The organism is Marinobacterium sp. xm-a-127 (assembly GCF_013283425.1).
In the GTDB taxonomy this organism is placed as follows: Bacteria; Pseudomonadota; Gammaproteobacteria; order Pseudomonadales; family Balneatricaceae; genus Marinobacterium_E.
The window spans coordinates 314,734-328,819 of sequence record NZ_WBYH01000004.1 but is presented as its reverse complement, the minus strand read 5'-3'; the positions used below and the strand labels follow the sequence as shown (position 1 = coordinate 328,819).

General features: G+C 47.6%; 13 protein-coding genes. 10 read left to right on the top strand and 3 right to left on the bottom strand.

Translation table 11 applies throughout. The annotated features are described in order from the left end of the window. Positions 1–16: 16 nt before the first annotated feature. The 3 genes from XMA127_RS09460 to map are packed head-to-tail and all read right to left on the bottom strand — an operon-like array spanning position 17 to position 3,798. A complete protein-coding gene (locus XMA127_RS09460; RefSeq protein WP_173483424.1) occupies positions 17–313 on the bottom strand; it encodes a DUF1244 domain-containing protein in 297 nt (98 codons plus the stop codon). A 9-nt stretch (positions 314–322) separates the two neighbouring features. After that, positions 323–3,022, bottom strand: coding sequence for a [protein-PII] uridylyltransferase (locus tag XMA127_RS09455; protein ID WP_173481458.1), 2,700 nt, complete (start codon positions 3,020–3,022; stop codon positions 323–325). A 5-nt stretch (positions 3,023–3,027) separates the two neighbouring features. Then, positions 3,028–3,798 carry a type I methionyl aminopeptidase gene (gene map, locus XMA127_RS09450; RefSeq protein WP_173481457.1) on the bottom strand — a complete coding sequence of 257 codons (771 nt, stop codon included), beginning with the start codon at positions 3,796–3,798 and terminating at the stop codon, positions 3,028–3,030. 387 nt (positions 3,799–4,185) lie between these two features. On the opposite strand from map, the gene rpsB reads away from it, so the two are divergent. The 10 genes from rpsB (at position 4,186) to lpxD (ending at position 14,077) form a co-directional block, all read left to right on the top strand. Beyond that, entirely contained in the window at positions 4,186–4,920 is a 735-nt protein-coding gene (rpsB, locus tag XMA127_RS09445; protein ID WP_173481456.1) for a 30S ribosomal protein S2, read from the top strand. 105 nt (positions 4,921–5,025) lie between these two features. After that, on the top strand, positions 5,026–5,886 hold the full coding sequence (gene tsf / locus XMA127_RS09440; RefSeq protein WP_173481455.1) for a translation elongation factor Ts: 861 nt from the start codon (positions 5,026–5,028) through the stop codon (positions 5,884–5,886). A gap of 92 nt (positions 5,887–5,978) precedes the next feature. After that, positions 5,979–6,728 (top strand): UMP kinase, encoded by a 750-nt coding sequence (gene pyrH, locus XMA127_RS09435; protein WP_173481454.1) that lies wholly within the window; start codon positions 5,979–5,981, stop codon positions 6,726–6,728. Next, positions 6,728–7,285 (top strand): ribosome recycling factor, encoded by a 558-nt coding sequence (frr, locus tag XMA127_RS09430; RefSeq protein ID WP_173481453.1) that lies wholly within the window; start codon positions 6,728–6,730, stop codon positions 7,283–7,285. The genes pyrH and frr overlap by 1 nt, the downstream gene beginning before the upstream one ends. Before the next feature lie 41 nt (positions 7,286–7,326). Continuing rightward, positions 7,327–8,088 carry an isoprenyl transferase gene (locus XMA127_RS09425; protein WP_173481452.1) on the top strand — a complete coding sequence of 254 codons (762 nt, stop codon included), beginning with the start codon at positions 7,327–7,329 and terminating at the stop codon, positions 8,086–8,088. Further along, positions 8,081–8,887 (top strand): phosphatidate cytidylyltransferase, encoded by an 807-nt coding sequence (locus XMA127_RS09420; protein ID WP_173481451.1) that lies wholly within the window; start codon positions 8,081–8,083, stop codon positions 8,885–8,887. Before XMA127_RS09425 ends, XMA127_RS09420 begins: the two co-directional genes overlap by 8 nt. Before the next feature lie 9 nt (positions 8,888–8,896). Next, on the top strand, positions 8,897–10,249 hold the full coding sequence (rseP, locus tag XMA127_RS09415) for an RIP metalloprotease RseP (protein ID WP_173484529.1): 1,353 nt from the start codon (positions 8,897–8,899) through the stop codon (positions 10,247–10,249). Between the two features lie 21 nt (positions 10,250–10,270). Continuing rightward, a complete protein-coding gene (gene bamA, locus XMA127_RS09410) occupies positions 10,271–12,544 on the top strand; it encodes an outer membrane protein assembly factor BamA (RefSeq protein ID WP_173481449.1) in 2,274 nt (757 codons plus the stop codon). Further along, a complete protein-coding gene (locus XMA127_RS09405; protein WP_173481448.1) occupies positions 12,544–13,038 on the top strand; it encodes an OmpH family outer membrane protein in 495 nt (164 codons plus the stop codon). Before bamA ends, XMA127_RS09405 begins: the two co-directional genes overlap by 1 nt. Positions 13,039–13,045: 7 nt before the next feature. Next, positions 13,046–14,077 (top strand): UDP-3-O-(3-hydroxymyristoyl)glucosamine N-acyltransferase, encoded by a 1,032-nt coding sequence (gene lpxD, locus XMA127_RS09400; protein ID WP_254443599.1) that lies wholly within the window; start codon positions 13,046–13,048, stop codon positions 14,075–14,077. Positions 14,078–14,086: the final 9 nt, after the last annotated feature.

The window sequence follows — 14,086 nt, the reverse complement described above, 5'->3', positions numbered from 1 at the left end:
CCAGAATGTAAAAAGATTACTTAGCGCCGGTGACTTCGTTGAACTTGCTCAACTGGTCTGCGCTGGCCTCTTTTTGGTACTTCACTTTCCAATCAGCATAAGGTTCGCCGTAGACAAGCTCTCGCGCTTGCTCATAATCAACGCTCTCGCCGCGCTCTTCAGCCGCTGCAACATACCACTTCGAGAGACAGTTTCGGCAGAAAGAGGCTAGGTTCATCAGGTCGATGTTCTGAACCTCTTTGTGGTTGTCTAAATGCTCCACTAGACGGCGAAATACCGCCGCTTCGATTTCTGTTTTAGTCTGTTGTTCCATCTCGGTTCCTTACTGCATATGCTGATCAAGCTCTTTACAGATCTCACTGGTGAGTTGCTCACAGATTTCTGGATCAGTAATCGGCTGATTGTTGGCATTGGTTAAATAGAAAAAATCCTCAACGCGCTCGGCGATGTTGGCGATCTTGGCGTTGTGAACATTGATCTCAAACTGCGCAAAGATACGTCCGATTCGAGAGAGTAGACCAGGGCGGTCCGCTGTGAATACCTCAAGTACGGTCTGTTTCAGATTGGGATCGGTGTGTACTGAAGCACTGGTTTTGATCGGAAACAGTTTAAGCTGCCTCGGTACTCTTCGATGAATGATGTCAGGGAAGTCTGCGGGATCATCCAGTTCATCGACCAACTGCTGTTGAATCTCTTTTTGGTAGTCTGGATTGTCATTCAATGGCTGATTGTTCTCATCCAGCACCATGTAGATGCTGAGCGTGTAGCCGTTATTGGTTGCCATGATGCGGGCATCTTGAACACTGAGATTTTGCTGGTCTAATGAGGCAACCGTTGCGGCGAAGAGGTTGGTCGTATCTTCAGTAAAGATGAAAATCTCCGTCGCACCCTCATGAGAGCGATAGCTGTGTTGGTGCAGCGTCACAACCGGCAATGGCTGGTTGCCATGTTCAAGTATGGCCTGTGTGTGCCGGGCAACGGCTTGACTGTCGATGCGTAAAAAGTAGTCATCCCCAAAGTGTTGCCACAGATTTTTAACGCGCTCCTCTTTGGCTCCCAATCGCTTAAGGGATTGCAGTGCTTCAAACTGAGTCTGTTCAATCAACTCCTCTTTACCCAGAGGGTTCTCTAGTCCGCGTCGAAGAGCACGCCTGGTTTCGGCATAGAGTTGACGAAGCAGGGTTGCCCGCCAGCTGTTCCAAAGTTCATTATTGGTCGCATTGATGTCAGCGACGGTCATCACATAGAGATAGTCCAGGTGTGTCACATCGCCCACGATGCTAGCAAATTCATGAATGACTTCAGGGTCTGAAAGGTCGCGTCGTTGTGCCGTCATCGACATGATCAGGTGTTTATCCACTAGCCAGGCGACCAGTGCGCTGTCCCATTTTCCTAGGTGGTGTCGTTTACAGAACTCCAGTGCATCGACTGCGCCGAGTTCTGAGTGATCACCTCCGCGACCTTTGGCGATGTCGTGGTAGAGGCCGGCCGCGTAAAGTAGCTCAATTTTCGGTAGATTGTTCACTACGCGATGAGCCACAGGGAAGGTTTCACGAAACTCTGTGTGCCGGAACTGACGCATCATCTGAATCACTTTGAGCGTGTGTGCATCAACCGTGTAGATATGGAAAAGATCGTGTTGCATCTGGCCAACAATATTACCGAACTCAGGTAGATAGAGGCCTAAAATGCCGTAACGATTCATTCGCTTCAACTCTGTTGAGACACGTTCAGGTGAGCGCAGTAGCTCCATAAAGAGGCTGGTATTTCGTAGGTCAGACCTGAAATCATCATCGATCAGGTGTTTGTGATCTCGAAGTAATCGAATCGTCGAGGCACGAACACCTTTAATTTCAGGATTCTGTGCCATCAGAACAAACAACTCCATGATGGCAAAAGGGTTCTGCTCAAATACCTTGTTGTGTGCGACGGCCAGAAAATTGTCGCGAACGATAAAGCGTGAGTTTAGCTTCTGTATCTGTTGCTCTACATCGGCTCTAAGAATAACTTCGTCAAAGTATTGCAGTAGCATGCCGTTGAATTCTGACATCGCTTTAACAACACGGTAGTAGCGGCTCATGAACTGTTCAACCGCTAACGAACCTTTGTCATCCGAGTATCCAAAGTACTCAGCCAGAGTGCGCTGGTGATCAAACAGCAGTCTATCTTCACGGCGCTTTGAGTGCATATGCAGGGCATAACGAACTGTCCAGAGGTAGAGTTCACCTTTGTTGAGTGTTTCAAGCTCTGACTCCGTTAAAAAGCCGTGATTGACTAAGTCTCTAATATAGGTGGCACCAAAGTGTCTCTTGGCAACCCAGCCGATGGTTTGAAGATCGCGCAGTCCACCTGGGGAGTTTTTGATGTTAGGTTCAAGATTGTATTCGGTGTTGTTGGTGCCTTGATGCCGTGCTGTCTGCTCCTTCATTTTCGCTTTGAAAAATTCAGAGTCTGTCCAGGCGTCATCCTGAGTGACGCGCTCAAACATTTTTAGTTGCAGGGATGGGTCCCCTGTCAGCGGGCGTGACTCGATCAAGTTGGTGGCGATGGTAATGTCATTACGGCACTCTTGATAGCACTCTTCAATGGTGCGCACACTAGAGCCAATATCCAGGTTGATATCCCAAAGAAGTGTCAAAAAGCCGCTAATGGTCTCCTCGAAACTTTCAGCCTCAACACCATCGATCAAAATCAGAATGTCGACATCGGAGTGGGGGTGTAGCTCCCCTCGGCCATAGCCCCCGACTGCGATCAGCGAGACTTTGGATTCGTCTGGCCAATCGAAATGTTGCCAGGCAACTCGTAAGATTTGGTCAATCACCCAGGCACGACCGTAGATCAACTTGCGAATATCCTCTTTCGCTTTGAAGCTCTCATGCATCGTTTCCGTAGCATGTCTAACTGCGCTTTTCAGGGCAGTGGTCAAGTTGCCATCATTGATCTCTTGTTCGAGCCGTTTGATATCTAAAAACTTCTCGATGCCATTGATGGGGACGGGTGTCAGCTTGATAGCTTGGCTCATCAAATTTAGCCTTTCTCTTCACTACGCAGGGTGAGAATTTCATGGCCATCAGCCGTCACTAAAATCGTGTGTTCATACTGAGCAGAGAGACGACGGTCTGCTGTTTCAACAGTCCAGCCGTCACGCTTGTTTAACTTAACCTGGCGTTTGCCGGCGTTAATCATCGGTTCGATGGTTAGGCACATACCCTCTTCAAGGGTTTCACCAGTTCCTGCTTTGCCGTAGTGGAGGACTTGAGGCTCTTCGTGGAACTCTGCACCGATGCCGTGGCCGCAATACTCGCGAACCACCGAGTAGTGGTTTGCTTCGGCATGTTTCTGAATCACAGCGCCGATATCACCGAGTTTCACACCCGGTTTGACCAGCTCAATACCCATGTTCATACACTCTTGAGTGATCTCGCAGAGGCGTTTTGCATGTGGTGCAACATCACCTACAAAGAACATTTTGCTGGTGTCGCCATGGTACCCATCTTTGATCACGGTAATGTCGATGTTGACAATGTCGCCGTTCTTTAAGGCTTTGTCATTGGGGATGCCGTGACAAACGATTGAATTGACTGATGTACAGATGGATTTAGGAAAACCGTGGTAGTTCAAAGGTGCTGGAATCGCTTGCTGCACATCAATAATGTAGTTGTGACAAATTTGGTCAATCTCATTGGTTGTGATGCCAGGCTTTACATGCTCTTCGATCATCTCAAGAACCTCGGCGGCTAAGCGTCCAGCCACTCGCATCTTTTCGATTTCGTCAGCGGTTTTGATCTTGATGGTCATCGGTGAATCCTTTTTAAATCGGTGATTTGCGCTTCGGAAAATTGAAGGCGTTTTTGATACTGCTTATTGTACAGGAGGTAGTGTTTTGGTCTACCGGAGTTTGCTATGTAATTTTGAAAGCGGATGTCAGGCTGAAAGCCAGACGCCCTAGATCTTTAAGTGGTTTTTAATTGGGTGTCTGGCCTTCAGCCTGACATCCGCTTTAAAAGGTAGGTAGGGAGTAAAATTACTTCTCAAACGTTAGTCTTTATGGTATAAACTGCGCTCCCAAAAATCGTGCTTCGGCACTAAAACTAAAACACACACACTTCGACACGTTTGTCTGGGTGCCCTAAGGGGTTGATAAATGGGGGGTGTGGAGGTTTAAACCCATAGAGGAAATACCAAATGGCACAAGTAAATATGCGCGATCTGCTTAAAGCAGGTGTTCACTTCGGTCACCAGACTCGTTACTGGAACCCAAAAATGTCGAAGTTCATCTTCGGTGCGCGTAACAAAATTCATATCATCAACCTTGAGCACACTCTGCCAGCTATGAACAACGCACTAGACGTTGTTAAAAACATGGCTTCTAACAAAAACAAAATTCTTTTTGTTGGTACTAAACGTGCAGCAGCTAAGGTTGTTAAAGAAGAAGCATCACGTGCGGGCATGCCTTACGTAAACCACCGTTGGTTGGGTGGCATGCTAACTAACTACAAGACAATCCGTCAGTCGATCCGTCGTCTACGTGATCTTGAAGCTCAAGCACAAGATGGTACTTTCGAGAAATTGACTAAGAAAGAAGCGCTAATGCGTAGCCGTGAAATGGCTAAGCTTGAGCTATCTATCGGCGGTATCAAGGATATGGGCGGTCTTCCAGATGCTCTATTCGTTATCGACGTAGATCACGAGCGCATCGCAATCAACGAAGCTAACAAGCTTGGTATCCCTGTCATCGGTGTTGTTGATACTAACAGCAACCCAGACGGTGTTGACTACGTTATCCCAGGTAACGATGACGCACTACGTGCCATTCAGATCTACGCTCAGTCTGTTGCAGACGCGTGCCTAGAAGGTTCTGATGCAACGGGTGGCGCTGCAAGCGAATTCGTTGAAGTTGAAGAGCAAGCGGCTGAGTAATTCAGTCTTAGGTTTGTAACCTTTAACTTACATACTTTCAAAAGGGGGAGCCAGGCTCCCCTTTTTTAGATTTACCTAACTAATTTCTTAAATGAGGATTGCAAAATGGCAAATATCTCTGCGGCAATGGTAAAAGAGCTGCGTGATCGTACTGGCCTAGGCATGATGGAGTGTAAAAAAGCACTTGCTGAGTCTGGTGGTGATGTTGATAAGGCGATTGAAGATCTACGTAAGTCTTCAGGTCTAAAAGCTGCTAAAAAAGCTGGCCGTACTGCTGCTGACGGTGTTGTTGTGGTTCGTGTTGCTGACGACAACAGCTACGGTGTAATCGTTGAAGTTAACTCTGAAACAGACTTTGTTGCTCGTGACGAAGGTTTCCTTGGTTTTGTTAGCCAGGTAGCTGACAAAGCGTTTGCTGATAAGCAGACAGATGTTGCAGCTCTAATGGCTGGTGACCTTGAGTCGGCTCGTGAAGCGCTAGTTCAAAAGATTGGCGAGAACATTACTGTTCGCCGTATCGCTCTTGTTGAAGGTGCAGTCGTTGCTGGATACGTACACAGCAACAACCGTATCGCTTGTCTTGTCTCTCTTGCAGGTGGTGACACTGAAGTGGCTCGTGACGTTGCTATGCACGTTTCTGCAGCTAACCCTCGTGTGTGTAAGCCTGAAGATATGCCACAGGAAGAGCTTGATCGCGAGAAAGAGATCATCATGGCTCAGCCTGACATGGAAGGTAAGCCACAAGAGATCAAAGAGAAAATGGCAATCGGCCGTGTTAAGAAGTTCCTTTCTGAAAACAGCCTTGTTGAACAGGCGTTCGTTAAGAACCCAGAGACAACTGTCGGCAAACTTATCAAAGATGCTGGTACTGACATCAACGGTTTCACCCGTCTAGAAGTTGGTGAAGGCATTGAAGTTGAGAAGAAAGACTTCGCTCAAGAGGTAGCAGAGCAGCTGCAAGGCTAATTCTGTACTAAACTAGCCCTGCCGACTTGCGGGGCTAGTTGTTTTCGATATACCTTTATCACACTTCTTTTAATCGCCTGCCGGGGGTGCCCATGCCTGTAAACAAGCCTAACTCCAAATATAAGCGAATTCTTCTGAAATTAAGCGGTGAAGCTTTAATGGGAGAAGAGAACTTTGGTATCGATCCAAAAGTTCTTCATCGAATGGCTCTGGAGATCGGTCAGTTAGTGGGTATCGGCGTTCAGGTCGGTCTAGTGATTGGTGGTGGTAACCTGTTTCGCGGCGCTGCGCTAAGTGAAGCAGGATTGGATCGAGTGACTGGCGACCATATGGGTATGCTAGCCACTGTGATGAACGCACTTGCAATGCGTGATGCACTCGAACGCTGTAATATTGCGACGCGAGTGATGTCGGCAATTCCGATGAGCGGCGTTGTGGATCACTATGATCGTCGAAATGCGATGCGTTACCTGTCACAAGGTGATGTGGTGATCTTCTCTGCTGGTACCGGTAACCCTTTCTTTACAACCGACTCTGCTGCCTGTCTGCGCGGCATTGAGATCGAAGCCGATGTGGTACTTAAGGCAACTAAGGTTGACGGCGTCTACACTGCGGATCCTATGAAAGATCCAACGGCTGAGCGCTACGACCGTCTAAGTTTTGATGAGGTGCTTGAGCGTCAGCTGGGTGTGATGGATATGACAGCAATCTGTCTGACCCGTGACCACGATATGCCCGTGCGCGTTTTCAATATGAACAAGCATGGTGCTCTTGTTAACCTAGTTGTAGGTGGCGACGAGGGTACATTGATCGATAGCGGCAGCGCTAACGGAGATAAATAATGATTACTGAGATTGTTCAAGACGCTGATCAGCGTATGTCAAAAAGCGTTGATTCTCTTGTAGAGCAGTTTAAAAAAATTCGAACAGGTCGTGCGACCCCTGCCATTCTTGATTCTGTGATGGTCCACTACTACGGTTCTGATATGCCGATTCAGCAGGTTGCTAACGTGACGGTTGAAGATGCGCGTACACTGTCGATCATCCCATGGGAAAAGAACATGGTTCCTGAGATCGAAAAAGCGATCATGAAATCAGATCTTGGTCTTAACCCAGCGACAGCCGGTGATGTTATTCGCGTGCCAATGCCAGCGCTGACCGAGGAGACTCGTAAGGGCTATATTCGTCAGGCACGTGGCGAAGCTGAGAATGCTCGAGTGGCTGTGCGCAATGTGCGTCGTGATGCTAACGGTGATATTAAAGATCTTTTGAAAGAGAAAGAGATAACAGAGGACGATGCGCGTCGTGGCGAAGATCAGGTTCAAAAAGAGACTGATAAGCACGTTGCTGAGATCGACAAGCTGTTGGCTCAAAAAGAGAAGGATTTGATGGAGATTTAATCCATCAAATTCGCGCACAGCGCATTAGGATACGACCTTTAATGGCCGATAATAACGATAACACCGTCAATACACGTCCTGCTCCACGCCATATTGCCGTCATTATGGATGGCAATAACCGTTGGGCCAAAGAGCGTCGCTTGCCGTCTCTCGCCGGTCATAAAGCGGGCGTCGATAGTGTCCGTGATGTCATTCAAGGCTGTATGGAGTCAGGGGTTGAATCTCTGACTCTTTTTGCCTTCAGTTCTGAGAACTGGCGCCGTCCTGAAAAAGAGGTCCGTGGTCTGATGGATCTCTTCAAGTTTGCCCTCGATCGTGAGGTTAAAAAACTCGTCAAAAATAATATTCGTCTTCGTGTCATTGGTGATAAGTCTGGTTTTTCCGAATCACTACAGCAGCGCATCGAAAAAGGCGAACAAGCGACTGCCCACTGTACTGCGCTTAATCTGAATATTGCAGCTAACTACGGTGGTCAGTGGGATATTGCTCATGCGGTTCAGCAGATTGCTGAGCAGGTCAAGCAGGGCGAGCTAGAACCTACCGATATCAATGCAGATCTTATTTCAAAGCATGTCTCACTGGCCGATCAGCCTCTGCCAGATCTCTGCATCAGAACGGCCGGTGAACAGCGAATCTCTAACTTTTTAATCTGGCAATTCGCTTACACAGAGTTCTACTACAGCGATCTCTACTGGCCAGACTTTAACCGCGAAGAGCTTCTCAAAGCGGTTGATAACTTCCAAACGCGTGAGCGTCGATTTGGCCGAACCAGTGAGCAACTGGAGGCCGAAAGTCATGTTTAAACAGCGCGTCATTACCGCTTCAATTTTGGCGCCATTGGCGCTAGGTTCGGTTTTCCTTCTACCTTTGTCTGGGTTTGCTATCGTTATGGCGCTTGTGATGATGATTGGGGCCTGGGAGTGGGGTAATTTCGCGCTCTATTCACGTCGCATGCGAGCGCTCTTTGTGGCGTTAGTGGGAGTGGTAATCGCAGCGATCTACCCATTTGTTACTGCTTTGACGCTCCCTATATTAGTTGTCGCAGCGCTATTTTGGGTGTTTGCGATTACTCGGGTGGTTCGCTACCCAAAGACCCTAGGTATCGATGGGACTGTGACTAAGTTGATTACCGGTCTGTTGGTGCTAGTCCCTGCTTGGGTGGCGATGGTGGGTCTGAAAACCCATGAGAGCGCGCATCTATTACTACTGCTGCTGTTTTTGTTGGTTTGGGGTGCTGATATAGGCGCCTACTTTGCCGGTAAGCGCTTTGGTCGAGTTAAGCTTTTACCTAAAGTTAGTCCTGGCAAAACGCGTGAAGGGGTTTATGGTGGTTTGTTAGCGGCCATGATGATCGCTCTTGGATTCTCGATTGTCTTAGGTCTCTCTTCTACTTCTATTATTCTGCTGATGGCGCTCTCTGCTTTGGTGGTGGTTGTCTCTGTATTTGGCGATCTGTTTGAGAGCATGTTTAAGCGTGAACGTGGTATCAAAGACAGTGGTGTGATCCTGCCAGGTCATGGTGGCGTACTGGATCGTGTCGACAGTCTTACGGCTGCTGCACCGCTGTTTTTGTTAGGAATTCAACTGCTTCCGATTCTTTAAGGGTAAGTGATGGATTTTATCCAAACGGTTCTCTCTCTTCTTGTAACACTTGGCATACTGGTCACCATTCACGAGTGGGGGCACTACTGGGTAGCTCGTCGTTGTGGCGTTAAGGTGCTTCGCTTCTCTGTCGGCTTTGGTAAACCTATCTGGATGCGCAAGGGTAAAGATGGCACTGAGTATGCTGTCGCCTCCATCCCTTTAGGTGGCTATGTTCGAATGCTCGATGAGCGTGAAGGACCGGTTCCAGATGAGCTCAAATCTCAAGCGTTCAACAACAAAAGCGTCTATCAGCGAATCGCGATCGTTGCAGCAGGTCCTCTTGTTAATTTGATCTTTGCCCTATTCGCGTATTGGTTCCTATTCATATGGGGGGTGACGGTTGTAAAACCTGTCGTTGGCGCTGTTGCACCTGACTCCCTTGCAGAGCAAGCCGGTCTTCAGCCCAATTATGAGATCGCTGAGATTGACGGGCGAGAAGTGCTTTCATGGGAAGAGATCAATTTAGCGCTTGCTGCTCGAGTGGGTGAGACAGGTGTATTAACTCTTCGTGCAGGTGAACCTAATTCTGGTTGGTTAAGAAACTACTCGGCTGATCTGCAAACTTGGGATGTTGATCTAGAGACCACTTCGCCACTTCGAGCCTTTGGCTTGTCACCCTGGCAGCCAGAAGTGCCTGCCGTTATAGGTCAAATCTCTCCTGATGGCCCAGCTTATAAAGCAGGTCTGCAAGAGGGCGATAGGGTCGTCAGCATTGACGATACGCCTATCGATAACTGGATGGCTTTGGTTGGCAAAGTGCAAGCTTCTTACGATACCGATCTTCGATTTGAAATTGTTCGTGATGAACAGTCCGAAGAGGTGATTGTAAGACCCGGCCTAAGACCCGGCAGTGATGCCTTAGTTGGCTATATCGGTGCCGGCGTTGTCGTCCCTCAGTGGCCAGACGATATGTTAAGGGATCTCTCTCAGGGGCCGGTGGATGCTCTAGTGAGTGCCTACGAAAAGACCGTTCAGATGATTGGACTGACGCTGGACTCGATCAAGAAGATGATCGTTGGTGTCATTTCAGTGAAAAATCTGAGTGGCCCAATTACGATCGCTAAGGTGGCCGGCGCTTCGGCATCATCAGGGTTGGAATCCTTTATCAGTTTTTTGGCCTATCTCAGCATCAGTTTGGGTGTGCTAAATCTTTTACCAATTCCGATGCTAGATGGCGGTCATTTAGTGTACTATTTTGTAGAACTGATTCGAGGTCGTCCTGTCAGCGAGCGTACCCAAGCTTTCGGAATGAGGTTGGGTATGGCGCTGTTGTTTAGTTTGATGGCCATTGCATTTTTTAACGATTTAGCGCGTCTTTAAGCGTACTAGAGGAATCACTGGATGAAACGCTTCACACTCTTATCACTGTTAGGACTTATCTTCTCGGTCCATGCTATTGCCAGTGATTTTGCCGTCGATGACATTCGTATCGAAGGTTTGCAGCAGGTTGATCCAGCCATTGTATTCCGAAATTTTCCGATTAATCGTGGTGATCTTGTCGATCAACGAGCTCTCAATGATGCGACAAAAGATCTGTTCGAATCCGGTTATTTTGATGATGTAGAGCTACTCAAAGATCAAGGTGTGTTGATTGTTCGAGTTAAAGAGCGCCCGTCCGTTGCGCTGATTCGTCTTGAAGGTAACGACATGCTTAAAGATGAGCAGCTTATGGGTGCTCTAGAACAAGCTGGCGTTCAAGAGGGAGATATTTTTCGACGGGCTGCATTGGATAAAATCCGCTTAGAACTTCTTCGTGTCTACAATGAGGCCGGTCGCTACACCGCTGAGGTGACTACCGAGGTTGAACAGTTAGAGTCCAATCGTGTGGCGATTAATGTTGAGATTACAGAGGGTCAAACGGCCGTTATTCAGAAGATCAACATTATAGGAAATACCGTATTCAGCGATGAAGAGTTGCTTGACCTGTTTGATTCAGGCTTAACCAACTACCTCTCTTGGTGGACCGATAACGATAAATACGCAAAAGAGCGCTTAAGTGCTGATATTGAGCGTATGACCAGTTTTTATCTGGATCGTGGCTATTTGAAATTCAATGTTGACTCTACCGATGTCTCAATCAGCCCAGATCAGAAACAGATTTTTATCACGATAGCGATCAACGAGGGCGAGTTATTCACTCTTAGTGATGTAAAAGTGGCCGGTGATATCGCAGAATATGCTGAAGAGTTAAATGCAGCACTGCTTGTCTCTACAGGAGATACCTTCTCTAGAAAATTGGTGACTGAAACTCAGTCAGAACTCAATGAGATTATTTCAGGCTACGGTTACCTGAATGCTCGCGTATCCGTTGTTCCTGAAGAGAAGGGTGAGGGTAAGGTTGATTTAACCTTCTTCGTTGCTCCAGGAAAGTTAACTTACGTTCGTCGTATAGAGATTCGTGGTAACTCAACAACTGCAGATGAAGTGATTCGTCGTACCATGCCGCAAATGGAGGGTACGGTAGCGGTCGGCAAAGATATTAAACGCTCCAAAGAGTTGTTGGATAAAACAGGCTACTTTACTAAGGTTTCGATCAATACCAAGCCCGTTGTTGGGGTTGAGGACCAAGTCGATGTGGTCATCGATGTTGAAGAGGGCCTGCTAGGTCAAATCAGTGCCGGTGTTGGTTACTCAAGCTCAGAGGGGTTGGGTTATCAAGCTGCATTCCAACAGGATAATTTCTTAGGATCAGGTACCAGTTTTAACGCCTCATTCAATATGTCTGACGTCGTTACATCGGTAGCCTTCTCTTACGATGACCCTTACTACACCCTCGATGGTGTTGGCCGCGGTTTTGGCTTCTATGTAAGCCAAAAAGATTATGCAGAAGCTGATATCTCAGACTATGACGTCAACTCTATTGGCGGTGATGTGAACTTCTCCTACCCAATCGACGAGTACCAGCGCCTTCGTTTTGGTCTAGGTATCGATAAGACTGATATTGTTTTAGGTACTAATGCACCCAAATTTATTACTGACTTTACCGATGTTGAAGGTAAGGATTACCTGACCTATAAATTGACAGGTTCTTGGACCAGTAACCGACTCAATAGTGCTATGTTCGCGACTCGCGGTACTTACCAATCTTTAAGTACTGAAATAGCGGTGCCTGGCGGTGATTTGAGTTTCGCCAAGGCAACCTACACTGGTAAGTACTACTACCCATTTGACCGACAAGAGACTTTTGTTGGCGCTTTGCGCACTCGAGTAGGCTACGCCGACTCCATTGATGGCGGTAACTACCCCTTCTTCGAAAACTATTTTGTCGGTGGTTTGACCAGTGTGCGTGGTTATGCGGCTAATACTATTGGTCCAAAATCTGCAGATGGTGCAAGTGTAATAGGTGGTAACGGATTGCTATCTGGTTCTGCTGAGTTCATCTTCCCAATGCCCTTTGTCGAAGATAAAGACTCTTGGCGCACTCTATTCTTTGTAGATGGTGGCTCTGTCTATCAGGACGATCCTAGTTTTGATGATATGAGATACTCAGCGGGTATAGGCATATCATGGATCACGCCGATTGGTCCTCTCTCTATCTCAAGTGCTAAAGCCCTGAATGCTTCTTCTGATGATACAGAAGAGCAGGTTCAGTTTGCGATTGGGCGTATGTTCTGATGTTGAAAAATCTCCTAGTTTCTCTGGCAATCCTTACTACCTCCGTAGCGTATGCGGGTCAGGCTGTTGTATTGGATGTCCAAGCGGCGCTTCAGTCGAGTAATGCTGCAGAGGCCTTTCGCGCTGATTTAGTCAAAAGCACTTCCCAGCAAGAGTCTCAGGTTCGTGATCTAGAGACACAGGCTAAGAAGATGCAGTCTGATTTTGAGTTGAACAAGGGGCTGCTGACTCAAGAACAGATTCAGCAAAAAGATCTCCAATTCAAGAAAGTCTATGGCGAGTATCAGCGACAGCTGCAAGCGCTTCAGCAGCAGCGAGCGGCTATGGAGAAAGAGTTTTTAGAGGGTATGCGTCCTAAGTTGGATCAGGTCATCAAAGCGCTTATTGATGAAGGCGATATTTCGCTGATTATCAATCGTCAGTCGGCTATCTATGTTGAGCCTAGAATCGATATTACAGGTGAGATTATTAAACGCCTGAATGCCCAAGAGTGACTGGGGTTTGACTGATTTTTCCGAAAAAGCGTCCGATTTAGCTCTTCGCGTTGGTGGAGAGCTTGTTGGTAGTGATTGTCTAATCTCTGGGATGTCTACCCTTGATAAAGCGGGTATCGGTCAGCTCTCTTTTCTATCCAACGCCAAATACCAAAAACAGCTTCCAGACACTCAGGCTGAAGTCGTTCTAGTCAGTGCAGAGTTCGTTGATCTGGTCCCCAATAGCGCTATTGTCGTTGCTAATCCCTACCTAGCCTTTGCAAAGTTATCGCAGCTGTTTGATTGGCGTGGTCCTTTAGTCGCTGGAATTGCGCCGACTGCAACAGTAGACCCTACTGCCGAGATCGACCCCTCTGCTCAGATTGCGGAGGGTGCAATTGTTGGCGCTCAAGTTAAGGTGGCTGCCCATGCCTATGTGGGTCCCAACGTGGTCATAGGTGAGGGTGTATTGCTCGGTGAGTCAACACGGCTTGAAGCGAATGTAACCCTCTATCCTGGAGTTTCCATCGGTAAGCGATGCATTATTCATTCTGGTGCTGTGATTGGAGCCGATGGGTTCGGTTTTGCTCATGACGGTCAAGGCTGGGTAAAAATCGCCCAAGCCGGTGGTGTGATTTTAGGTGATGATGTTGAGGTCGGTGCAAACACAACGATCGATCGCGGTGCTCTGTCGGATACTTTGATTGCTAATGGTGTGAAATTGGATAATCAAATTCAGATTGCACACAATGTTGAGATCGGAGAGTCAACGGCCATAGCTGGTTGTACTGCAATTGCGGGTAGCACTCGTATCGGCTCTCATTGTACTATTGCAGGTATGAGCGGTGTCACGGGGCATTTAGAGATTGCCGACCGAACCCACATCACGGCGATGACTTTGGTCAGTAAATCAATCAAAGAGTCGGGTGCTTACTCATCGGGTACTGGGGTTGAACCTCACGCTCAATGGAAGCGAAATGTGGTCCGGTTTAAGCAACTTGATGAGTTGTCCCAACGCGTTAAAAATCTAGAAAAGCTTGTAAAAAAGCTTGCTGAATAAGGCTAAAAA

Excerpts from the sequence above, each read along its gene's own strand:
- XMA127_RS09425 (WP_173481452.1), top strand. The coding sequence starts at position 7,327 with ATGGCCGATAATAACGATAACACCGTCAATACACGTCCTGCTCCACGC.
- frr (WP_173481453.1), top strand. The coding sequence starts at position 6,728 with ATGATTACTGAGATTGTTCAAGACGCTGATCAGCGTATGTCAAAAAGC.
- tsf (WP_173481455.1), top strand. The coding sequence starts at position 5,026 with ATGGCAAATATCTCTGCGGCAATGGTAAAAGAGCTGCGTGATCGTACT.
- rseP (WP_173484529.1), top strand. The coding sequence starts at position 8,897 with ATGGATTTTATCCAAACGGTTCTCTCTCTTCTTGTAACACTTGGCATA.
- pyrH (WP_173481454.1), top strand. The coding sequence starts at position 5,979 with ATGCCTGTAAACAAGCCTAACTCCAAATATAAGCGAATTCTTCTGAAA.
- XMA127_RS09455 (WP_173481458.1), bottom strand. The coding sequence starts at position 3,022 with ATGAGCCAAGCTATCAAGCTGACACCCGTCCCCATCAATGGCATCGAG.
- bamA (WP_173481449.1), top strand. The coding sequence starts at position 10,271 with ATGAAACGCTTCACACTCTTATCACTGTTAGGACTTATCTTCTCGGTC.
- XMA127_RS09460 (WP_173483424.1), bottom strand. The coding sequence starts at position 313 with ATGGAACAACAGACTAAAACAGAAATCGAAGCGGCGGTATTTCGCCGT.
- rpsB (WP_173481456.1), top strand. The coding sequence starts at position 4,186 with ATGGCACAAGTAAATATGCGCGATCTGCTTAAAGCAGGTGTTCACTTC.
- XMA127_RS09405 (WP_173481448.1), top strand. The coding sequence starts at position 12,544 with ATGTTGAAAAATCTCCTAGTTTCTCTGGCAATCCTTACTACCTCCGTA.
- map (WP_173481457.1), bottom strand. The coding sequence starts at position 3,798 with ATGACCATCAAGATCAAAACCGCTGACGAAATCGAAAAGATGCGAGTG.
- XMA127_RS09420 (WP_173481451.1), top strand. The coding sequence starts at position 8,081 with ATGTTTAAACAGCGCGTCATTACCGCTTCAATTTTGGCGCCATTGGCG.